This window comes from Limosilactobacillus avistercoris, from assembly GCF_014836425.1.
GTDB lineage: Bacteria > Bacillota > Bacilli > Lactobacillales > Lactobacillaceae > Limosilactobacillus > Limosilactobacillus agrestimuris.
Window position 1 is genome coordinate 19,636 of record NZ_JACSQW010000007.1, and the last position, 20,638, is coordinate 40,273.

The 20,638-nt window shown below is 41.0% G+C and carries 24 protein-coding genes; 11 read left to right on the top strand and 13 right to left on the bottom strand.

All coding sequences use genetic code 11. From position 1 onward, the window contains the following. Window positions 1-10: 10 nt before the first annotated feature. Window positions 11-397, bottom strand: coding sequence for a DUF488 domain-containing protein (locus H9564_RS03755; protein WP_191684188.1), 387 nt, complete (start codon window positions 395-397; stop codon window positions 11-13). Window positions 398-461: 64 nt separating this feature from the next. Between H9564_RS03755 and H9564_RS03760 the strand changes: the two genes are divergently transcribed. The 8 genes from H9564_RS03760 to H9564_RS03795 all read left to right on the top strand — a co-directional run bounded on the left by H9564_RS03760 (window position 462) and on the right by H9564_RS03795 (window position 7,346). After that, window positions 462-1,097: a DNA-3-methyladenine glycosylase gene (locus tag H9564_RS03760; protein WP_191684189.1), complete on the top strand. Its 636-nt coding sequence runs from the start codon at window positions 462-464 to the stop codon at window positions 1,095-1,097. Window positions 1,098-1,099: 2 nt separating this feature from the next. After that, a complete protein-coding gene (locus H9564_RS03765; RefSeq protein ID WP_191684190.1) occupies window positions 1,100-2,275 on the top strand; it encodes an ATP-binding protein in 1,176 nt (391 codons plus the stop codon). Beyond that, entirely contained in the window at window positions 2,272-3,573 is a 1,302-nt protein-coding gene (locus H9564_RS03770; RefSeq protein WP_191684191.1) for a vWA domain-containing protein, read from the top strand. Before H9564_RS03765 ends, H9564_RS03770 begins: the two co-directional genes overlap by 4 nt. After that, window positions 3,570-3,863: a hypothetical protein gene (locus H9564_RS03775; RefSeq protein WP_191684192.1), complete on the top strand. Its 294-nt coding sequence runs from the start codon at window positions 3,570-3,572 to the stop codon at window positions 3,861-3,863. The genes H9564_RS03770 and H9564_RS03775 overlap by 4 nt, the downstream gene beginning before the upstream one ends. A gap of 45 nt (window positions 3,864-3,908) precedes the next feature. Then, window positions 3,909-5,822 carry a M13 family metallopeptidase gene (locus tag H9564_RS03780; protein WP_225209537.1) on the top strand — a complete coding sequence of 638 codons (1,914 nt, stop codon included), beginning with the start codon at window positions 3,909-3,911 and terminating at the stop codon, window positions 5,820-5,822. Between the two features lie 273 nt (window positions 5,823-6,095). After that, window positions 6,096-6,233, top strand: coding sequence for a helix-turn-helix transcriptional regulator (locus H9564_RS03785; RefSeq protein WP_191684194.1), 138 nt, complete (start codon window positions 6,096-6,098; stop codon window positions 6,231-6,233). 82 nt (window positions 6,234-6,315) lie between these two features. Beyond that, a complete protein-coding gene (locus tag H9564_RS03790) occupies window positions 6,316-6,591 on the top strand; it encodes a hypothetical protein (RefSeq protein WP_191684195.1) in 276 nt (91 codons plus the stop codon). A 245-nt stretch (window positions 6,592-6,836) separates the two neighbouring features. Further along, window positions 6,837-7,346: an O-acetyl-ADP-ribose deacetylase gene (locus H9564_RS03795; RefSeq protein ID WP_191684196.1), complete on the top strand. Its 510-nt coding sequence runs from the start codon at window positions 6,837-6,839 to the stop codon at window positions 7,344-7,346. Between the two features lie 196 nt (window positions 7,347-7,542). Here the strand turns inward: H9564_RS03795 and H9564_RS09105 are convergent, their stop codons facing one another. The 8 genes from H9564_RS09105 to greA all read right to left on the bottom strand — a co-directional run bounded on the left by H9564_RS09105 (window position 7,543) and on the right by greA (window position 15,220). Beyond that, on the bottom strand, window positions 7,543-7,947 hold the full coding sequence (locus H9564_RS09105; protein WP_225209538.1) for a GH32 C-terminal domain-containing protein: 405 nt from the start codon (window positions 7,945-7,947) through the stop codon (window positions 7,543-7,545). A gap of 112 nt (window positions 7,948-8,059) precedes the next feature. Then, the gene (locus tag H9564_RS09110) at window positions 8,060-8,935 is read right to left on the bottom strand and encodes a glycoside hydrolase family 32 protein (RefSeq protein WP_318241069.1); all 876 of its coding nucleotides are present in this window, start codon (window positions 8,933-8,935) and stop codon (window positions 8,060-8,062) included. Then, window positions 8,931-10,874 carry an FtsX-like permease family protein gene (locus H9564_RS03805; protein ID WP_191684197.1) on the bottom strand — a complete coding sequence of 648 codons (1,944 nt, stop codon included), beginning with the start codon at window positions 10,872-10,874 and terminating at the stop codon, window positions 8,931-8,933. The genes H9564_RS09110 and H9564_RS03805 overlap by 5 nt, the downstream gene beginning before the upstream one ends. A 2-nt stretch (window positions 10,875-10,876) precedes the next feature. Beyond that, window positions 10,877-11,632, bottom strand: a complete 756-nt coding sequence (locus H9564_RS03810) for an ABC transporter ATP-binding protein (protein ID WP_191684198.1) — start codon at window positions 11,630-11,632, stop codon at window positions 10,877-10,879. A gap of 349 nt (window positions 11,633-11,981) precedes the next feature. Further along, window positions 11,982-12,956: a sensor histidine kinase gene (locus tag H9564_RS03815; RefSeq protein WP_191684199.1), complete on the bottom strand. Its 975-nt coding sequence runs from the start codon at window positions 12,954-12,956 to the stop codon at window positions 11,982-11,984. Continuing rightward, complete coding sequence (locus tag H9564_RS03820) at window positions 12,946-13,629, bottom strand: response regulator transcription factor (protein WP_191684200.1); 684 nt, start codon at window positions 13,627-13,629, stop codon at window positions 12,946-12,948. The genes H9564_RS03815 and H9564_RS03820 overlap by 11 nt, the downstream gene beginning before the upstream one ends. A 100-nt stretch (window positions 13,630-13,729) precedes the next feature. Next, window positions 13,730-14,482 (bottom strand): nicotinamide riboside transporter PnuC, encoded by a 753-nt coding sequence (gene pnuC, locus H9564_RS03825; protein WP_191684201.1) that lies wholly within the window; start codon window positions 14,480-14,482, stop codon window positions 13,730-13,732. Window positions 14,483-14,701: 219 nt separating this feature from the next. Beyond that, entirely contained in the window at window positions 14,702-15,220 is a 519-nt protein-coding gene (gene greA / locus H9564_RS03830; RefSeq protein ID WP_191684202.1) for a transcription elongation factor GreA, read from the bottom strand. A gap of 109 nt (window positions 15,221-15,329) precedes the next feature. Between greA and H9564_RS03835 the strand changes: the two genes are divergently transcribed. Genes H9564_RS03835 through H9564_RS03845 form a run of 3 tightly spaced genes read left to right on the top strand, consistent with a single transcriptional unit; the run spans window position 15,330 to window position 17,990 of the window. Then, complete coding sequence (locus H9564_RS03835; protein WP_191684203.1) at window positions 15,330-16,478, top strand: hypothetical protein; 1,149 nt, start codon at window positions 15,330-15,332, stop codon at window positions 16,476-16,478. Window positions 16,479-16,516: 38 nt separating this feature from the next. Next, entirely contained in the window at window positions 16,517-16,843 is a 327-nt protein-coding gene (locus tag H9564_RS03840; protein ID WP_191684204.1) for a hypothetical protein, read from the top strand. Between the two features lie 7 nt (window positions 16,844-16,850). Next, window positions 16,851-17,990: a glycerate kinase family protein gene (locus tag H9564_RS03845; RefSeq protein WP_191684205.1), complete on the top strand. Its 1,140-nt coding sequence runs from the start codon at window positions 16,851-16,853 to the stop codon at window positions 17,988-17,990. A gap of 41 nt (window positions 17,991-18,031) precedes the next feature. Here the strand turns inward: H9564_RS03845 and H9564_RS03850 are convergent, their stop codons facing one another. From H9564_RS03850 to H9564_RS03865, 4 genes are all read right to left on the bottom strand, one after another. Next, entirely contained in the window at window positions 18,032-18,259 is a 228-nt protein-coding gene (locus tag H9564_RS03850; protein ID WP_191684206.1) for a hypothetical protein, read from the bottom strand. Between the two features lie 14 nt (window positions 18,260-18,273). After that, entirely contained in the window at window positions 18,274-18,780 is a 507-nt protein-coding gene (locus tag H9564_RS03855) for a YbhB/YbcL family Raf kinase inhibitor-like protein (RefSeq protein WP_191684207.1), read from the bottom strand. Window positions 18,781-18,793: 13 nt separating this feature from the next. Continuing rightward, window positions 18,794-19,579 carry a tyrosine-protein phosphatase gene (locus tag H9564_RS03860; protein WP_191684208.1) on the bottom strand — a complete coding sequence of 262 codons (786 nt, stop codon included), beginning with the start codon at window positions 19,577-19,579 and terminating at the stop codon, window positions 18,794-18,796. Window positions 19,580-19,648: 69 nt separating this feature from the next. Further along, window positions 19,649-20,602: a GDSL-type esterase/lipase family protein gene (locus tag H9564_RS03865; RefSeq protein WP_191684209.1), complete on the bottom strand. Its 954-nt coding sequence runs from the start codon at window positions 20,600-20,602 to the stop codon at window positions 19,649-19,651. Window positions 20,603-20,638: the final 36 nt, after the last annotated feature.

A 20,638-nucleotide genomic window follows, 5' to 3' on the forward strand; every position in this document is an offset into this window, starting at 1 on the left:
GCTTCTTTTGTTACTTGATTGCATGAACTTTAACACCCAAGTCAGCAGCAAGTTTATCTGCAAGAACTACTGCTTGGTTATGTTCTTCATCTTTGGCACCGTAAAGGAGGATTACATTTTGTGATTTTAACTCTTCCTGAACAATCGCACGGAGAGTGTTGTAGTGAGAAGGTGTAGCCGCAATTTCATTGAGGTAGCGTTCCTTAAATTCTGGGAAACGAGCAACATCATGACCATACCATTTTCGTAAATCATTGCTTGGAGCGACTTCTTTCATCCAGCGATCAAGATGAGCTTTTTCTTTTGAAATTCCACGAGGCCAGATTCGGTCGACAAGGATTCGGTAGCCATCTAAATCAGCAGGCTTTGTATAAATTCTTTCTAACTTTAGTTCCATTATAGTGAATCCCCCTCAAATTAGTGATACTTTTAGAATAGTACAAGTTGAGGAGGAATCAAGGATGCTGACAAAATATCAACAGTTTTTTACTGGTCGACCCACTGAGGAAATTGCCCAATCGTTATTAGGAAAGAAAATTGTTTATACCAATTCTGATGGTATAAAGACTGGTGGACTGATTGTTGAAACTGAAGCCTATCTTGGCGAAAATGATTCCGCCTCGCATGCATACAATGGTCGCCGGACAAATTATTCGGAATCGCTATATGGTAACCCGGGAAATATTTATATTTATCAGATTCGCGGACACTATTGTTTTGATGTGGTTGTTCAAGATGCGGAAGAACCACAGGGAGTGCTCATTCGGGGGTTAGAGCCAACCATTAACCAAGAACAGATGGCAATTAACCGGAAAATGAGTGGATTTAATATTAGTAATGGGCCTGCTAAACTAGTTCAGGCATTGGGAATTCATTCACGGAAACTTGATGGAAAATCACTAGAAACAAGTCCTCTTACAATTGATATCACAGCTGGTAAAAAGCCACGAGAAATCGTTACGGGTAGCCGGATTGGAGTGAATTTAAACGGTAAGGATGGTCTAAAACCTTATCGTTTCTATGTTAAAGGGAACCCCTATGTTTCAGGATTGCGAAAACGAGAAATGGACTTAGAAGATTATGGATGGGAGGAATAAGATTGGCCTTAACGTACCAACAGCTTTTGATTACGGTCCCCTTAGTTTTACGTGCTGGTAATGTTCCGAGCATTATTGGTGAGGCTGGATTAGGAAAAACTGCCTTAGTTGAAGAGGTTGCCGAAAAGATGGATGCAAAGTTGTTCACGACGGTGGTTAGTTTAAGCGAAAAAGGTGACCTCGCAATTCCGGTTCCCCCATTAACTAGTGATTCATTTGTTGAGACAAAGAATCATGGTCGGTTAGCAAATGTTCAATTTGGGTATTCTGAAACACTGGTATCGATTATTCGATACGCTGAAGAGAATCCTAACCAAGCAATTATTTGGTTTCTTGATGAGTTTAATCGAGGACCGCAAGCTGTTCAAAGTGAATTGATGAACCTGGTTTTACAACGACAAATTAATAGCCTTCACCTGCCAGAAACGGTTAAGATCGTAATTGCTGAGAATCCAGATAATACTATGGAAGGCTTTGAAAATAGTGAGTATGCAGTTTCAACTGGAGATGCGGCGATTAAGGACCGGACAGTTCGGCTTGTAATGACTAGTTCGACTAACGAATGGTTGGAATGGGCAAAAAAGCCATTAAAACAAGGTGGCCGGTCACAAATTAACCCGTTAGTGATTGAGTATTTAACTCGGTATCCTAGTCGGCTAGTTCAGCCTCACCAGTTTGGCTCTGATTTAACGCCAACACCACGGGCTTGGGAACGGGTTTCGAGAAATCTTGATCAGTTGCAAAAGCTTCCAAATGAGCTTCAAACACAGCTAGCGCCTGATCTCTTTAGTGGTGATCTAGGTACAGAAATAGGGGTTTCATTTGCCGAATTTGTGCAAGCGCATGGGGTACGGTTACAAGTAACCGATATGATAAGGAAAATTGAATTAGAAGTAGATTTTCAACAACTAGAAGAAGCTGATAAATTAGCTCTTTTACGTGAATGGGTTGAGAAATATCCGGAAACCTTGGCTCAAAATAGCGGAGCAGCAAACTTTAGTGCATACTTAGCGGATATTAGTCCAGACGGGCAGTATGCACTAGTTCAACAAGTTGGGGAAAATGACGAACTTCTAAACAAGATGTACGCTACTGCAAAGGAAAATCCAGCGGGAGCAGTTGATGAGTTGTATGAAACCGGGGCACAAATCGCAACCTATGGAGATAAGGGTAAATGAACCAGTTAGTAAAAATGCTGGAACAATTACGTCGCAATCCTCAAGATAGCGAACTTGCTCAACGAGTTTTAACCCAGGCCATTATTCAGATCTTACAAAGCCAGCGGGTTCTCGGGGAAGTTCTTCTTCAAATTCCACGGCAGATTGTTTCATACCAGAACCCGAAAGCAGTTGTTGGCTTGTTTTGGCGGAAGGATCAGATTGAATTAAGGGTTGCTTCAGACAAACTAGCGGATTTACGAAGTGACGAAGTAGTGATCTTGCTAGAGCATGAAGCGCTTCATCTCTTATGGCAGCATCCCCTCCGTTACGCAAATTCGCCGACTCCCGAGTTAGTGCAACTAGCAACTGACATTGCAGTTAACCAGTATCTTCCAGAAGTTCCACGGGAAACAATGACTTTAGCCCAACTACAACGATGCTTACATCGGCAAATTTCGCCGTACCAAGATTCGAGTGTTTATCTTCGCCTTTTGCAAAGTTTACCGGAGAAGGATAAAAGAAAATTGCGGAAACTTGGCGAACGGGAAATCCAACAAGCTGCAAATGATAAGTTGACGAAAACTTACCAAGAGACACATCAGGGATGGCAACTAGGTAGTAGTCAGCTTAATCCTGGCAACCAACAGTTACGGTTAGCTCAATTAAAGAAAATTCTCCGGCAAGCGTGGCAAAATACTCCGAAAAAGGATCGGGGATTACTTCCGGGGGATGTCATGGAACCCTTGACTGAACCTAAATCAAAATCACAATTTAAATGGCAACAATTGGTTAGCCGGCAATTGGGAACGATTGCTGCGGGAAGAGAAGAAGTTGCCTACCGATTTAATCGTCGACAACCTTGGCGGATGGAACTTCCGGGAACAGTGAGTCGTCTCGTGCTCCGAATCCTGGTTTTTGTTGATAACTCAGGTTCAGTAACGGATGAAGAGCTAGCAAAAGTATTAAGTCAGATTAGTTTTTTGGCTAATAGCGATCAATTACCATTAGAAATTTATCCGTTTGATGCCCGAATTCATTCTGAACAGCGACAGAAAATTGCGAATGGAAGACGGGTTAAGTTTCAACGAATTGGTGGGGGCGGAACAAGTTTCCAGTGTATTTTTGACTTTCTCTACGCGCAAAATGTAAACCCTACTAATTCATTAGTTTTAATTATGACTGATGGCTGGGGTGAAGAGAGTGTTAATACGTATAATTTTCGACATGTTGATTGGCTGTTAACAGGAGCGACAACAGATTTATCTATTCACCATCCAGTCGGTCGTATTTTTAGTTTAAAGAAGGGAACAGAATGACCGAATTATTAAAACCAACAGTAATGAAACAAATTTTAACTCATTCAAAAGAGTATCAACGAGCATTAAAACTCCTCAATGTTGATTGGGATTTAGGTAACCAGATGCTTTTTCGGGACCGGGTTACTGGGGCAGATGTAATGTTAGCTCGTCAACTACAACAACACCACCTGATAGTTGGTAATGTTAATCTTGATGATTATCAGGCGGTTGGGCAGTTATTAAACCAGCATTCTCAATGGTTCAGTGCTGCTGCACGACACGAACTCTTGAAGCCGTTTAATGGTTAGCACCCAATTAAAAATAGTATAATGAAATTATGATTAATAAGGAGGATGAAGAGCGTGACAGTGAACGAACAAGAAATCAAAAAAGACCTGTACGATGCGGTTAATGGGGAATGGCTAAAGACTGCTAAAATTCCTGATGATAAACCGGCTACTGGTGGCTTTAACGATTTGGTAGATGAAATCGATAAGCAGCTGATGGATGATCTCGATGCTTACACGGAAGGCAAGGAGAAGAGTGACGATCCACGGTTCAATGAAATGGTAAAGTTGTACCGAATTGCGAAGAAGTTTGACTTCCGGAAAAAGGTTGGCCCACGACCACTAAAGCGGATGTTGACTGGTATTGAAGAATTAAAGTCATATGGTGAGTACCAGGCGCAATGGCGGAACTGGATTATGGCGGGGATGCCATCGCCAGTTGCCTTTGATATTGATGCTGATATGAAGAATGCGACTGTTTATGCGCTCTTTGCTGCGGCACCATCCCTAATTCTTCCAGATAAGAGTTACTATGAGGAAGGGAAGAAGGAACAACACGATCAACTTCTAGAATTGTGGTCCTCAATGGTTGCTGCATTAATGGATAAGCTTGGCTACGATAAAGATGAAGCCGCAAAGCATATTGAAAACGCCAAAAAGTTTGATGCCCTTCTTGCACCGAACGTCAAAAGTGCGGAAGAAGCAGCTGACTACAGTAAAATGTACAACCCACAAACTGTGGATGAACTAGCTAGTTCAACGGATCAACTTGATTTGGCTGATGTGATTAAGCGGTTAGTGGGAACAACCCCTGAAAAGGTAATTGTTACTGAGCCGGAATATTTTAAGGCCTTAGACGGGATTTTGAAAGATCACTTTGAATTATTTAAGAGCTGGGCACTAATTAATGTTATTCGGGCTAATGCAAGCTACCTTGATGATGAGATGCGTGAAATTAACGGTCGTTACAGTCGTGCTCTTTCTGGTAGTAAGAAGCCGATTAACCAACGAAAGTTTGCTTATTACCTTGCCCGGGACGTCTTTAGTCAAGTAATGGGTGACTACTACGGAAAGAAGTACTTTGGTCCACAAGCTAAGGATGATGTTCACCACATGGTTGAACAGATGATTAAAGTTTACAAGGGCCGTTTAGCTAACAATGATTGGTTGAGTAAAGCGACCCGCGATAAGGCAATCCTAAAGTTAGATAAGCTTGGCATTCAAGTTGGTTATCCTGATAAGATTCCGGCACTTTACGATAAGATCAAGATTGATGAAGGCGAATCACTAATTGCTAACTTGAATCAAGCTAACATTGTGGCTAACCGTGAAATGTTTGGCCGGTGGAATAAGCCTGTTGACCGGATGCGTTGGGAAATGAGCGCGGCAACTGTGAATGCTTATTACCATCCATTTAAGAATATTATCGTTTTCCCAGCCGCAATTTTGCAGGCGCCATTCTACTCATTGAAACAAAGTAGTAGTGAAAACTATGGTGGGATTGGAGCCGTAATTGCTCACGAAATCTCTCATGCCTTTGATAACAACGGTGCCTTGTTCGATGAACTGGGGAATTTAAATAACTGGTGGACTGATGAAGATTCTGCCCACTTCAAGCAATTGGCTCAAAAGATGATTAAAGAATTTGATGGAATCGAGTTCGCTGGTCAAAAGGTCAACGGTAAGCTAACTGTTTCCGAAAATATTGCTGACGCTGGTGGCCTGAGTTGTGCTCTTGAAGCCGCTAAGCAAGAAGATGACTTTAATGCTAAGGAATTCTTTATCAACTGGGCAACCATTTGGCGGATGAAGGCCACAAAGCAGTATGAACAACTATTGCTTTCCATTGATGTTCATGCTCCGCAAAAGCTTCGTGCCAACATCCAAGCTGAAAACCTTGATGATTTCTATACCGCCTTTAACATCCAACCCGGTGATCCCATGTTCAAGAAGCCTGAGGATAGGGTGAATATATGGTGAGCAGATCTTGACTAGGTTGCCTTAGAAGCGTGTTAGCTCGAGGGAGTCGCAGCGAAGCAAGCCTATTCGGTAGGCTGAGCACATTTTGACTGTGTTGCCTTACCCATACCTAATTTAAAACAGATAAAAACACCACTTGTCTTACCACCTAAGACAAGTGGTGTTTTTATATTGCCACGATCCTTAGCGTGACATTTATAGTATTTGTCTGTATCTTAGTAGCAAGAATTATTTCCCGGGAAATCAATTTAATATCGGTAGAGGAGAATGCAAATGGACTTTGCTCAAAAGATAAAACTATATCGACAGAAGAATAACTGGACTCAGCAAGACGTTGCGGAAAGACTAAATATTTCACGGAAAACGCGATCGGGACTTTCGGTCATGCTACTATTGGAATATTTTCGGTAGTATTTTTGTTTTACTAAAATTTGTCCATGTATTACCGTCATGGCATGGTTGGCTTGGAAGTATTAGTGATGCGGTTGTGGGGTTGACTGTTGTAAACTTATTTTTCTTGTTGGCCTATACTGAATGGAGTAGGTTAAAAAATGAAGAAAGAATTAGTTTCATTTTTGCTTTTTTGATTATTACCTGTTTATTGATCGCAATTATGATGTTTAACCCATTAAAGACATCAGCAAGCGGAAGTAACGATTATACTTATGGACTGTTAACTGGACGAATTGTGGTAACAATGATCTTTTCGTTATCTTTAACTTGTTCGATTACCCTTTATCCACAATTTCAAGAACGGAAAAAAGAATAGTTTCAACGGGAGTGAGACAGAACTAGCTTGCTAGTTCGTTTTCGAACCCCCGCAAGCACAAAGAGGACTCTAGCGTTTGGAAAATCCGAACGCTAGAGTCCCTTTGTGTACTGCGCTGTAGTATTTTTAACTGTGTAGATAACTTAAGTCACAGCCCTCCCTTTTTTGTGGGAGTTAGAAGAGTGACGTTAACTTTCAATTTGCCTTATAATTACAAGAGATAGTAATTATGAGGAGGAAAATAGATGAACCGGCTTAAAGCAATTCAAGGTGATATTACTAAAGTCCACGTTGATGCAATCGTTAATGCTGCTAACACAACGTTACTTGGTGGTGGCGGTGTCGATGGTGCAATTCATCGAGCAGCGGGTCCAGGATTGTACGCTGCTTGTTTGAAGTTTCATGGTTGCCCAACCGGTGAAGCGCGAATTACCCATGGCTTTCGCTTGCCTGCAGAGTACGTTATTCACACTCCTGGGCCAATTTGGCGGGATGGCAATCATGGTGAAGATGAGCTGTTAGCTAATTCTTACCGGAATAGCCTTAAATTAGCTGAAGAAAATAATTGTCATACCATCGCCTTTCCTTCAATTAGTACTGGAGTATACGCATTCCCATTGGAGCGAGCTGCTCACATTGCGGTTACGACAATCCATAATTTCTTGAGGGATAGTCAAGTTATTGATGAAGTTGAAATGGTGTGCTTTGATCCGGTAACGCTTGCAAGTTATCAAAGAGAAATTGAAAAGCTCTAGTTAAATAATGAGCAAATTAAAGGGGAGTGAGACAGAACTAGCATGCTAGTTCGTTTTCGAACCCCCGCAAGCACAAAGAGAGCTCTAGCGTTCAGAGAATCCGAACGCTAGAGCCCCTTTGTGTACTGCGCTGTAGTATTTTTAACTGTGTAGATAACTTAAGTCACAGCCCTCTTTTTATTAGTTACAAGATTATTTAGCCTAAAGAATAAGCTATTACTTTGATTGGCTGCTTTTGTGAACTTTGAAGTTGGTGGGTAACCTTACCATTTGCGTAATAACGTTCAGTGAATGAAGCCCATCCCTGATTAAGGAAAATTTCAACAGAACTAGTATCCACTAGTATTCGTAATTCTGTTAGTGGCCCAGCTAATTGAGCGTATCGTTTAGGATCAGCTCCACGACGAATTAAGGTTACATTTTGTTGATTAATAATTAATTGGATTAAGTAACCATCCTGATCAGTCATTTGCCAGGTTAATTGATCAATTCCATCTGCGGAAAATTTAAATTGTAAATCAAGATGCTGACTATCAGAGAGAGTTAATGATTGTGGCTTGGAAACTGTAATTACATCATCAAGAACTTTATCATGATGCAAATTATTAATTTCAGCAACGGGGTAGTTATAAAGGTGATTACTTATAATTTTAAGTTCACGTGGTAAGGTTAGTACACCGGCCCAACCATCGGGATCCTCTTTCGGTTCATCTTCAAATGGTGCTCATCCACCCAACCATGATTCGTCGGTGATTTGGAGTAAGGAATGTTTGTGGGGCGTAAAAGTTATGCCCAGAATCAATATCACGGAAAGCTGATCCTGTGAATTGAGGTTTTGATAAATCAAGCTGACCAATTGAGTAACAAGATTGGGAATAATTTAGAAACTGTTTTTCCTGCTTGTCCATTCCCATCGGTGAACACATAAAGACATCTTGGCCATTAAGGCTGAATAGATCTGGACATTCCCACATATATCCTTTGTCCTTCGAAGAGCTTGCTTTAGCAATTGGCCCCATTTCTTGCCAGTTGGTTAAATTAGAAGAACAATAAAGTAATACGCGACCTTGATCCTTATCTTTTGCACGACTGCCAATTACTAGATAATAATAACCGTTTTGGAACCAAACTTTGGGATCACGAAAATCTTGTGAATTATCTTTTGGTGCAGTGATGATTGGATTTCCATAATACTTAGTAAAGTGAATTCCATCATCACTGTAGGCGAGGTTTTGTACCTCGAAGAAGTGATTAAGATCATGATCTGCGTAGTAATGTTGACCTGTATACAATAAGTAAAGCCGATCGTCTTTTACAATCGCGGAACCAGAAAAACAGCCGCCAGGATCTTCCTGATCTCCTAGAGTCAAGGCGATTGGTAATTGTTCCCAGTGGACAAGGTCTTTACTTCGAACATGTCCCCAATGCATTGGGCCCCACTTTGCAGAGAAGGGATGGTATTGATAAAAGACATGGTAGTATCCGTTAAAGTAACAGAGACCATTTGGATCGTTAAGCCACCCCCCTGGAGTCGCAATGTGGTAAGTGGGACGGTAATTTATATATAGATAAAGTTGAATCGAGTTAATTCTCTACTTCTTTAATTGGCTCATCCACAATTTGACGATATACTCTGGTCGTTAATGCGTAGAGAACTAGGTAGAGGACAATGAGGCCAACAGTAACAATGATTCCAACGGTAACCATTAATTTAAGGTTGTAGAAGTTAAGTTGGACCATGATTTGACGAATTGCGGGGGTAGCGAAGCCAAGATTAATAATTGCTCCGATGACTGGTAAGAGGAAGACCATTAAAACTTGGCTGTGGATACTCTTAACGGTTTCTTTTTCGCTAAGTCCTACTTGTTTCATAGTCTTGAAACGATTTCGATCGACATAACCTTCTGAAATTTGCTTGAAGTAAATTACGATTGTGGTCGTAATAGCGAGGGCAATACTGATCAAAATACCAATGAAAATCAGACCGCCATATAGTCCGTTAATTAATAACGTAATCGTTGCTTTTCCGGTAAAGTTAAGGTTATTCATTCGTAACTTCATTTGTAAGTCATTTTCAAACTTAATCCGCTGCTTTTGATTTCCTTTTAATTGATAGTTAAAGATAGTAACGGTAGTCATTGGCAAGGATTGCGGCAGTTTATTAAGAATGATAAAGGTTGGCGTATAAATGCTGTGATCAGGGTTGAAGTATTGCTCAAAGTGCTTGAGCGATTTTGCTTGGTATTTATGATTATTGATAGTGATGGCTCCAGAGCGTCCCTTATTATTGGCGTAGGTTAATGCCTCGTTATCCGTAAGGCGAACGTTCTGCTTAGCGATTCGGTTATATTCCTTAGTTGTCAATAAAATGATTGAACTACTGGTTTTGTTGTCCATGGACTGGAGAGAACCTTGACTAACAAACTTATTATCACGCCAGTAACCGTATTGAGGTGTTGACATGGTATAAGTCAAGTAGTGGTTAATTCTTGCCTGGTGTTGATGAGCGGTAGAATTAATCATGTTCTTTTGAGTTTGGGTTAATCTTTGGTTGCTAGTGATAACGACATCTTCAGGAGCATATGATTTAACTGTGCTCCCTATCCCTGCGTAAAGGGTAATTGATGTAAAGAGAATGACAAGGATTGAGCTGCAAAGTAAACAGATCGTAGCGAGGCTGGCACCATTCTGCTCCATCCGTTGAATCATTCCAGAAATAGCAATAAAGTGACGTGGTTTATAGTAGAATCGCTTGTTTTTCTGTAAAAGCTTTAAGAGGATGATACTTCCAATGATAAAGACTAGGTAAGTGCCAATTACTAACAGGACTACTGCTAAAAGGAAGTGGGAGATGGCGGAAATTCGTGGCTTAATTGTTAAGGTGATGTAGTATGCCCAGATTAACAAGATAAAGCCAAGAATACCGGCTAATGTGTAGACAACACCATGGCGCTTTGGCTTTAACGATTCTGGATGCCAAAGTTGATTAGGAGTTAAACGGTGGAACTTGAATAAGTCGATTAGTGCAATTAGAGCAAAGAAACAAACAGTCAAGATTACAGTTTTCCCGATTGCTGTCGGAACAAACCATGGTTGGGAAATATGTTCAATGTTTAGGAGGTAACCAAGACCGAGGAAGGCTAGCTTTTCGAAAATAATACCGAGGACTAATCCAGCAACTAAGCTAATAACCATTAAGTAACACTTTTCGATAATTGTTAAAATTTGGAGGTTCCGACTAGTCATTCCTAGCATACTGTAAAGGCCCATTTCCCGGCTTCGTTGTTGCCAGAGAAACCGATTAACATAGATAAGAAAGGCTAAGGTGACTAGGAGAATAAAGTGAAAACCAAGATCCAGCATTGCTGAGGTAGTAGCACCTGTATTAAGTTTCTTTAAGCTAGTATTTGCTTCAGTTGCGAGAAAAATATAGTTGATTGCAACAAGCATAACGGTAGCCATTAGGTAAGGACCGTAGCTACGCATATTTCGCTTGAAGCTTGAATTAATTAATTTAAAATACAACATTTCTACTCACCCCCGTTTGTTAGGGTCATCATTGTGTTACTAATTTGTTCTTGGTAGTCCTTAAGAGATTCATTACCTCGGAATAGTTCGTGATAAATTTTACCGTCTTTAATAAATAAAGTTCGCTTAGCGTGACTAGCTGCAGCAGCACTGTGGGTAACCATAATGATTGTTTGGCCGTTGTGGTTAACCGTATCGAAAAGGTTCAAGATTTCTTTACTTGTATTCGAGTCCAAGGCGCCTGTTGGTTCATCTGCTAACAAGAGATCGGGTTGGGTAATTAATGCCCGAGCGATTGCTACCCGTTGTTGTTGACCACCGGAAATCTCAGTAGGGTAACGATCGATAATCTTATTGATTCCTAGAGCTGAAGCAAGTGGCTTAATCCGTTTATCCATCTCTGCCACAGGAACTTTTGCGAGAACTAGTGGAAGGTAGATATTATCGCGATTAGAAAGACTATCGAGAAGGTTGAAGTGTTGGAAGATAAAGCCTAAGTGTTCCCGGCGGTACTTTGCAGCTTCATCAGCGGTAAGTTCATTAAGATTTTGGCTGTTTAAGAGGACTTCACCCGCAGTTGCTTTTTCTAGAGTGGCAATAATGTTGAGTAGGGTACTTTTACCAGCCCCTGATTCTCCCATGATTGCAATGTATTCGCCTGGGTTAACATCAAAACTAATATTCTTCAGTGCGTAAACTGGGTGGGATGAATTTGCGTTATATGTTCGTTGAACGTGGCTAAGATGGAGAAGATTCATGTTAGTCATTCCTTTCTTTGTGTGTTAGTTAAAATATTGCTTTCTGCAAATTAGATTGCCATGATTGGAGACTAGAGGTTCTGAGTAATAGGGTTGAAATGAGTTCGTCAGGGATTTGCTAGGACTAAAATTCTAGGCAACATAGCTGAAATGAGTTTGCCCCAACTGCACGCTAGAGCCTAACTACGCCTGATTCCGATGCAAGTCATCGTTCATCAGGCTAGGTTAGTCAACCGCGTGCTAATTCGTCGGGGCTCACTTTCTATCTTCATTATAAAAAGGTCCTCCGGCAATTCATACTTACAGAATTGTGGAGAACCTTACAGAATTGTAATGTTGGAAAAGCTGATTATTCTTTCTTAACGTTATTTCCCGGGAAATGTAAACTTGCATTGGTTCCGTGACCAGCTTTTGAGGAGATCGAGAGACTAAAGTTTAGTAGGCTAGTAATCTTTTTGACCAGGTATAATCCAATTCCCGTTGATTTAGTTGTTTGGTGACCATTCTTACCTGAAAAGCCATTATCATAAATCCGGGGAAGATCACTGCTTGTGATTCCAATACCGTGATCAATAATTTGGAGGGTATTATTAACCCAGTTAAAGTAAATTGTTGAGCCATTGGGAGAATATTTAATTGCATTTGAAAGAAGTTGGTTGATGCAGAACCGGAGCCACTTTCTATCGGTTAGAACCAAAATGTTATTGAGATTATCTAGCTGAGGAACGAGTTGATGACTGATAAAGATCGATGAATTTTGTTTCAAAATTTCAGTAATTAGTTTTTGCAGATTAATCCATTCAAAATCAAAGTCATTCTTAGTCATTGCGAGACGTTCATCATTCAGAAGCATATCCAGGTGATAATTAGCTTGAAAGACAGCACGGAGAACTGTTTTACTTGGGACCGTATCACTATTTTCTGTTGCAGCTTGAAGAATGGTCAACGAATTTTTGATTTCATGAGAATATAGCTCGATACGGTCTAGTTGATCTTTTTGTTGGTTATTTAAATCATGGATTAGGTGATCAGCAGTTCGTTGTTGTAACTGATAGTTGTGAAACAACTGAGCTTCAAATGGATTACTTACAGAAATCCCTTTTTCTTTAGTAATTGCCTGAGCTCGTTTATACGATTGATAGCTATTAATCAGGAACCAAATTACTAATAACGGAAAGCTGAAACGGAATGTGTCCCAGAAAAAGCTTTTCGGTAGGTAGTACAGAATGGCGAGTAGTTTGATAAGACCGAGAAGAAGTAGGTAAAAAATGAAGATCGGTAAAAATGATTTGAATTGGTAGGTCCAGAATTTTTTAGCTTTCATGATAAATTACCAATCGGTATCCAATCCCCCGTTCAGTTCGCAAATTTTTATCTAAGTTAACGGCTGCTAGTTTAGAGCGGAGCCGGCTAATGTTAACGTTTAATGTATTATCATTAAGAAACTTTCCACCTTGCCAGAGCCATTCGAGGAGTCGCTCCTTAGTAACGGTGTGATCAAGATGATTAATTAGGATCCCCAGAAGGGCACTTTCGGTAGGTGATAGTTGGATGTTGCCGTTAGGGGTTGTTAGTTCGTTAGTTAGCGAATTGAGTTCACTTGTTCCCCAAGTAAGCTTCTCCATTCCGGTGGCTTTTTGATTCCTACGCAGGAGTGCTTGAACTTTAGCGAGTAAAACAGTCGCAGAAAATGGTTTCATGATATAATCATCTGCTCCGGAGGCGATCGCGTGCATAATATTACTATCAATGTCTGCGGCTGAAATAACGATGATCGGCGCCTTTGTCAGTTGACGAACAGCATTAATCCAGTAAAACCCGTCGAAAGTAGGTAAGGTGATGTCGAATAAAATTAGATCCGGCATTGCTTCCTTAATTTCATCGGCGACATGGTCCCAATCTTTAACGTTAACAACTGCATACTGCCATTTCTCTAGTTCGGTTTTGACTGTTTTAATAATAGTGGGATTATCTTCCACAATGAATACTTTTGCCATCCTTGAACCCCCAGAAGATCAAATAACTAACCAAATCATACATTAAGAAAATCCCCAACTCAAATCGCAAAGATCTGAGCTGGGGATTAGTAGGTTAAGGTTATGCTTGAGTATTTAAGTTTGCGGAATATTGAGCTTCTTCTTTTTCAAGACGAGCACGTTCACGCTTGTTGTACCATGGTGAGATGGTAAATGCCAGGACATCATTGATGATGTAAACCATACTGTTAACAGCCATTGCTAATGATGCATCACCTTGGGCATATGTAATCCCCCACAGAACCATTTGGAAGATTCCGGAAGCTAACCACCAGAAGTATTGGTTGTTGTAACGTAAGAAGCAAATAACACCGGCAGTTAAACTGATTGAGAAGCTAATAGCATCGATCCATGGCCGTGGATCATTTGTTAACGCACCAATCAAGTAACCTGAAACGATGTAAACTGCAATCGTTGATAGGATCGCAACTACCCAAGTCTTACCGGTGAACTTCCGGATCTTTGAGACCATATTGATATTCCAGTTAGCAGAGAGCAGAACAGGAATATCCAGAGTAACGACGTAGGCAATTTGTTCACCAATGCTAAGGTAATTTTTGGCACTGAAACCAACAATAATGAAACAGATCGCCGAAAGAATCCCTAGCCAACCATTAACGGACTTAGCAGCGTTAATGGCTAAGATACAAAGAACACCTAATGTGGTCCCGATAAAAGTAATTACTGTAATCCAAGTAATTTTATCATTTACCAGGGTCATTACCTGACAGCCGAGGCTGAAGAAAAACAGGTAGTAGTTTTGCTGAGGCCAGCCCTTAAGTTGGTGAGCGAGAAAGTGTAAATAGTTCTTCATTACTCAAAGTCTCCTATATCTATATATTGTGTCCACGCTAAATAATAAAAGATATAAATACAATATGTTGTGGACCGTGCTTAATAGCAACGAGATCTAGTATAGCATTCTTCTCTCCCGAAACAAGCAAAAAAGCAGCGATTAATCAGCTGATATTTACTGTAATTAGTTAAAAATAAGGGACTAGCGTAACTAAAAAATATTTTTTTATAGTTGAATTTAATTTGTTTCTTCTGGTGCCGTTAATTGAACAGCTAAAATTTTAACTTGGTAGGTAGATTGTGGGGCCTGAACTGCAACAGTTTGTCCAGCTTTTTGGTGTAAAAGAGCTTGACCGAGTGGTGAGTCAAAAGAAATCTTTTGCTTTGCTAAATCAGCTTCTTGTTTACCAACAATCGTGTAGTTGACCTTTTCATCGTCATCTTCAAACTGGAGAGTAACGGTGGTTCCAAGATCAACAGTTTGGTCATCGGCTGGTTTAACGATTTCAGCATATTGTAACTGCTTGTTGAGGTAACGTAACCGACTTTCTAGGTGCCGCAGCTCCCGTTTTGCCGTGCTGTATTCGGTGTTTTCAGACAGGTCACCAAGAGCCCGGGCCGCTTTTAGTTGGGCGATTTTGGCGGGACGTTGTTCTTGTAATTGTCTAATTTCTTCCTCAATTTCATGGTAGCCAGTGGGCGTCATTTTCTGAAAATAAACGTGAGCCATGGCTTCTTGAATCGTTTTTCGTTGCATTAGTAATCTTCTCCTTACTGTTTCAATAGAGGGGATAATTAATTGTTCATTCTTAATTATGATATGATAGAGAAGATAATTCAATTTATGATGGAGGAATAATTGGGAAATGAGCGAACAAGAAGAACATATTAAAAAGTTCCTAAATTCGTCCACGTATGACCAGCTGTCTGCTAACCAGCAGAAACATGCTCAAGAAATTCTTACCCGGTTTAATAAGTACATGACCGAAGAGCACCAACTGGATGACACCGCGTGGACACCACAAGCGGTTAAAGAGGTAATGATTGGTCAATTTATCGCTGATCCAGCGTTAACTAATTCATTTGGGATTGCCGTGGCACCAGTTTTAAAGGCTTATCAAAAATTCTTGGGGAATGCTCAATTAAGCGCACTTGAAGCAGCAATTGATGATCAACGACCAACAATGAATAAGTGTCGAAAAGCACACCAAACATTAGCTGAAATGAATGGTGAGCCGGAGAAAAAAGCTTCAGTAGCGAAGAAAACTGTTGCGAAGGCGGCAACCCAGAAAGGGCAAAAGACAACTAGTGAAAAAGTGCAACAACCAAGTGCACCAGCAAAGTTGATCCCAGTCGGCAAAATGAAGCAGGAAATTTCTCGGATCAAAAAAGAAGTTGTAACTGCTCCAGAATTTAAGGGGAAAGATCTTAGCATTGCTGATCAGCAGTACTTAGTAGTTGAATTCTTACAATTAATGTACCAAGAATGTCACCAGGGTCTAAATCAATGGCGCTTCAATGACTTGCAATTGGTATTGGGGATGATGATGCCATTAGATCCTAACATTACTAAGCTAGAGATCTTAAACATTGTTCCAACTGCCCAAGCATTGTTTGACTACCTGAAGCGGACTGACCAAATTGATATGGAACAGTATCGGGTTGCTTTAAAGTCGATTGCCCACATGCAAACATCCCAGAACATGTTAGCTTCGATGGAACGTCGTCAACGGACCACCCAATTGATGCTTTCATATATCCAGAGTCAAGGTGTTAATACCGATGACGTGAAAAAGACGGAGAAGTGGATGGATGCCCACCAATCAGAGGTTGCTACCTTTATGCGGTCAATCCTTAGCCCGTGGGGTGAATATGAACGTCAACAACTTCACAAACGTCAGCAGGCTTCTCAACAACAGGCACTAGTTGAAAAAGATCGTCAGTTGTTACGAAAGAAGAGAGCTCCCCAAGGAATTAAGTTTAGTAAGAAGCGGCGAAAGAGACGAAAAAAATAGCCAGTCGCTCATTTTAAGATGAAAGGAAGCGGAGACTAGTGAGTGAGTATATTCCTGAAAACATGGAAGAAGTCGCTGTTCGGGTTGCTAAGTACCAAGTTCATGGTGAAAAAGTAACACCTGAAGAAGTGATTGAACAAGCAGTTCCTGATATCCTTCAAGCATTATTAGATGAAGCACTTGAAGGCTGTTATGATGAAGTAAAACGTGATGGTGATAAATTAATCGTAACAGATGTGATGGGCGAACAAGTTGGTGTCGTAACGCCAAAAGGAAAGAGCTTTGTTGACGATTTTAAGACTGATTCTGACAGCTTAATCAATTATCTTGAAGCGCAAGTCGCTCATATAGTTGGAGGACGGTAAAAAAACGATGAAAATTATAATTGCTCCTGATTCTTTTAAAGGGAGCCTGACTGCCCGTCAAGCAGCTGATGCAATTGCTCAGGGATTAAAAAGTGCAATTCCGGATGCGGATTACGATTTAATTCCAATTGCTGATGGTGGTGAAGGGACAGTGGAAGCATTAGTAACCGCTACAAATGGTCGAGTAATTACCGTGCCTGCACATGATCCTAACGGGAACACAATTAAGGCTTGGCTTGGGATCCTTGGCAATTCAAATACTGCTGTTATTGAAACCGCTGCTGCAAGTGGGATCCAATATTTAAATTCCCAGAGTAATCCATTAACGGTTAATACGTTTGGGACTGGAGAATTAATTAAAGCTGCACTGGACCATAATGTTGAGCAAATTATTGTTGGCCTTGGTGGTAGCGGGACAACAGACGGTGGTGTTGGAATGCTCCGTGCGCTTGGTGCCCATTTTTATGGTCAGGATGAACAAGAACTTTTAGCCGGCGGTGACGAATTGTCTCAGCTGGAAAGAATTGATTTATCAAAACTAGATCCACGGTTAGCCAAGACTGATATAATTCTTGCGGCAGATGTGACTAATCCCCTGACAGGAAGAGAAGGGGCAGTCACCGTGTTTGGTCCACAAAAAGGGGTAACTACGGAAATGATTCCGCACTTGGATCAAGCGTTGCAAAATTACGCTGAAGTAATCCGTTGTGATACCGGGAAAGATGTTGCTAATCTTGCTGGTGCAGGAGCTGCGGGTGGACTTGGCGCAGCCTTTTTGGCCTTTACAAATGCACAAATTAAGTCTGGAATTCAAACAGTCCTGAATGCTAGCAATTTTGAACAGCGGGTTAAAAATGCTGATGTTGTAATTACTGGTGAAGGTCAGTTAGATTACCAAACCCAATTTGGAAAAGCACCATATGGGGTAGCCAAACTTGCTAAGAAAGTTTCTCCGGAAGTAGTAGTAATTGCTGTTGCTGCTAGTTTAGGAGAACGAGCTACTGACTTATACCAAACAGGGATGATTGATGGATTGTTTGCTAGCCAAACTACCGTTAAACCACTATCCGTAGCTATTCAAGAAGCTGCAAGCGATCTTGAGATTACTTCTCAAGGAATCGGTCATTTAATAAGGGCGTTTAGATAAAAAATAACGAGGTCGGTGAATTATTCACCGACCTCGTTATTTTATACTCGCTTTTTAACCTCATATACCTTAACTTTATTAGCCTTTGGTTCGGGTTGCGCATCCTTAGCGTAGAAGATCGCATACTCTTCATCATCTGGACCTTTAGCAATGACGAGATCATCAGCTTCACGTTCACGTTTGAAGATTTGTCCTTTCCGTACGGCTTCATTGTAGTCATGAATGTTGGCGATTGAATCACCAGGGTTAAAGAAAATTCGTGTTTCCATTTGTTTGTTCCTCCTTATGCACGGCTTGGAATATCAAATTTAGCTTGGGCTAAAATGTGATTTTTAGCGGTATGGATAAAGTCATTTAGCCAATACCGATTCTCAAGTGGTAATTGCTCATCAAGTGCGTAAACCTTTAATGTATAATGATGAGTTTTATCAGGTGGTTGTGGTCCAACATAACTACTGGAAATGGCAGGATTACCATTAACTAAAGAACCAGCATTACTGTTGTTTCCTTGAACAAATTTGTTGCTTAGTTCTCGACTGGCATTTGCTGGAATAGAGGTCATTGTGGCAGGAATATTTGCTGCCAACCAGTGGATCCAAGTGAAACCACAAACCGGAACAGAATCATAGTCAACGAAAACAATGGCAAAGGTTTTCGTTGTAGCCGGGGCATCGCTAATTTTGATTGGAAATGATTTGATTGGGTGATCGGCTAACATTGAATTAGCTGGAGCATATTTCCCATACTCATCGGCTAACATTCCGTTAACAAGCGGGACAGAAATTTTCATTAAAATCACTCCTCTAAGCTAAGTATAAGTGTTGCAATTCTTTAAGATCATCTGAAGATAAGCCAAGATATTCTTTTAAATAATTTTGAACATTTCCATAATTGGTATTGATTAACTCGATTGCCTGTTTGATGTAGTCGGGGGAGACTGAGCCGAGAGCCCGGCGGTTTTCTACGACAATCTCACTTTCGCCCTTATCGCGGAGTCTTTGAAGCCACCGTTCTCGAAAATCGCGAGTGGCGTCATTGGTCAGAAGGTAATCCTGAAGAATCACTTTTTCTGGTACCTGAAGGGCGCTTAGGATCAAGTAAGCAGCCATTCCCGTGCGGTCCTTTCCTGCAGTGCAGTGAAAGAGGTTAGCTTGAGTCGGCTCGTTGCTCAAAAGGAGCTTAAACATTTGCTGGTAAGCTGCTTTCGCGGTTGGTACTTCTACCATCCGTCGATAAACATCGAGCATGTGCTGGTAACCATTTCCCGGTTTCAGGATCCGACTCATAATCTCTTCATCGCTGTGGGAAGCATCGGTTTCATCAGATTTAAACACGGGAAGATGGTAGTAATTAGCAGTTTGGGGAAGTTTATCTGGCGCTTGCTTAACTTCTTCGGGAGCCCGTAAGTCAATATCAATTGTAACGGGGATCGCTGCTAAAGTATTTAAATCATGTTCGTTTAAGTTGGCAAGGGAACCGGAACGAATTAACCGGTGCCACTTTACATGACGTCCATCAGTAGTTTCGTAGCCACCCAGATCACGGAAGTTATGACCGCTCTGAATGTCTAGTAGGCGTTGATCCGTCATGGCAAAACCTCCTTCATTAGGACAATAAAATACTCAATTGTCCTAAGTACTTTACTTTATAATTGTACCCTACTTTAGCCAGTTTGATAACTTCTGTGCTAAACGGACGCCACTTTCTGTTGCTCCTGGCTGATCGGGGTGTAAACCATCAGTATAAGTTGTACACCATCCCGTGGTTTCAATTACTGGTAGCTGGTGGTTACTTGCTAGGCGACGAATAGGCTCCGCAAAGGTTTGACTGAACGGAATCATGATGAGAATCGGGGGAGTTGGAAAAAGAGAAGTAACAAGTGAAAGAAAGTGATCATAACGGCTAGTAAATTGCTTTAATGGGAAACGGCGATCATTAACTCCGAGATTGACGACCACTAAATCAGGATTATTGGCTTTCCAAGGAGTAGAGGCGTCAAGATGAGTTAAGAAATGTTCTGCAGTGGGAACCTCACCAGTAGCCTGACGCAAGACACCACCCGCAGAATAGGCGATCCGGACGTCAGTAGCGTGGAGGAGGTCTACAGCTGTTCCTACATAATTTCTCTCTGGGCGGTAGTCATAGGAGGCATGGCGCCCTGCAACCCAGCATCCCGCAGTGATTGAGTCTCCAATAAAGTCAATTACAGGAACGCTTGGGGCACTTTCTAAAGTTCCCTGATCAATTTCAACTGAACTAATCGCAAACCCTTGATTACCACTCCATACCCGATCAAGATCTGTATTTCCAGCGGTTATGATTTCAATTAAGTGGGATTCAGGATTAGTTTTAATCTTCCAACTATTTTGACTTGCCTGTTCCCGGTGCCACGGACCGTTGTCGATTCGCCAAGCATATATTTGTGAAGGTGAAAGTTCATTCCGGTTGTCTAACACATTAACCGTTAGTTTACTTATACCGTTAGTGGTAAAACGTAGTCGGCTACCGAGGTTAGTAGTATAGAGGGTAGAGACATTGTTTATTTCTTTGATAAACCAACGACCATGTTGGGGAATTAAGCTGTAAAGAGAACGCGGAGAGTAGTAATTCATGATAAAGATTCCTTTCGTCATTTAAATAATTATAAA

Excerpts from the sequence above, each read along its gene's own strand:
- H9564_RS03755 (WP_191684188.1), bottom strand. The coding sequence starts at position 397 with ATGGAACTAAAGTTAGAAAGAATTTATACAAAGCCTGCTGATTTAGAT.
- H9564_RS03760 (WP_191684189.1), top strand. The coding sequence starts at position 462 with ATGCTGACAAAATATCAACAGTTTTTTACTGGTCGACCCACTGAGGAA.
- H9564_RS03770 (WP_191684191.1), top strand. The coding sequence starts at position 2,272 with ATGAACCAGTTAGTAAAAATGCTGGAACAATTACGTCGCAATCCTCAA.
- H9564_RS03775 (WP_191684192.1), top strand. The coding sequence starts at position 3,570 with ATGACCGAATTATTAAAACCAACAGTAATGAAACAAATTTTAACTCAT.
- H9564_RS03780 (WP_225209537.1), top strand. The coding sequence starts at position 3,909 with ATGAAGAGCGTGACAGTGAACGAACAAGAAATCAAAAAAGACCTGTAC.
- H9564_RS03785 (WP_191684194.1), top strand. The coding sequence starts at position 6,096 with ATGGACTTTGCTCAAAAGATAAAACTATATCGACAGAAGAATAACTGG.
- H9564_RS03795 (WP_191684196.1), top strand. The coding sequence starts at position 6,837 with ATGAACCGGCTTAAAGCAATTCAAGGTGATATTACTAAAGTCCACGTT.
- H9564_RS03805 (WP_191684197.1), bottom strand. The coding sequence starts at position 10,874 with ATGTTGTATTTTAAATTAATTAATTCAAGCTTCAAGCGAAATATGCGT.
- H9564_RS03810 (WP_191684198.1), bottom strand. The coding sequence starts at position 11,632 with ATGAATCTTCTCCATCTTAGCCACGTTCAACGAACATATAACGCAAAT.
- H9564_RS03815 (WP_191684199.1), bottom strand. The coding sequence starts at position 12,956 with ATGAAAGCTAAAAAATTCTGGACCTACCAATTCAAATCATTTTTACCG.
- H9564_RS03820 (WP_191684200.1), bottom strand. The coding sequence starts at position 13,629 with ATGGCAAAAGTATTCATTGTGGAAGATAATCCCACTATTATTAAAACA.
- pnuC (WP_191684201.1), bottom strand. The coding sequence starts at position 14,482 with ATGAAGAACTATTTACACTTTCTCGCTCACCAACTTAAGGGCTGGCCT.
- greA (WP_191684202.1), bottom strand. The coding sequence starts at position 15,220 with ATGCAACGAAAAACGATTCAAGAAGCCATGGCTCACGTTTATTTTCAG.
- H9564_RS03835 (WP_191684203.1), top strand. The coding sequence starts at position 15,330 with ATGAGCGAACAAGAAGAACATATTAAAAAGTTCCTAAATTCGTCCACG.
- H9564_RS03845 (WP_191684205.1), top strand. The coding sequence starts at position 16,851 with ATGAAAATTATAATTGCTCCTGATTCTTTTAAAGGGAGCCTGACTGCC.
- H9564_RS03850 (WP_191684206.1), bottom strand. The coding sequence starts at position 18,259 with ATGGAAACACGAATTTTCTTTAACCCTGGTGATTCAATCGCCAACATT.
- H9564_RS03855 (WP_191684207.1), bottom strand. The coding sequence starts at position 18,780 with ATGAAAATTTCTGTCCCGCTTGTTAACGGAATGTTAGCCGATGAGTAT.
- H9564_RS03860 (WP_191684208.1), bottom strand. The coding sequence starts at position 19,579 with ATGACGGATCAACGCCTACTAGACATTCAGAGCGGTCATAACTTCCGT.
- H9564_RS03865 (WP_191684209.1), bottom strand. The coding sequence starts at position 20,602 with ATGAATTACTACTCTCCGCGTTCTCTTTACAGCTTAATTCCCCAACAT.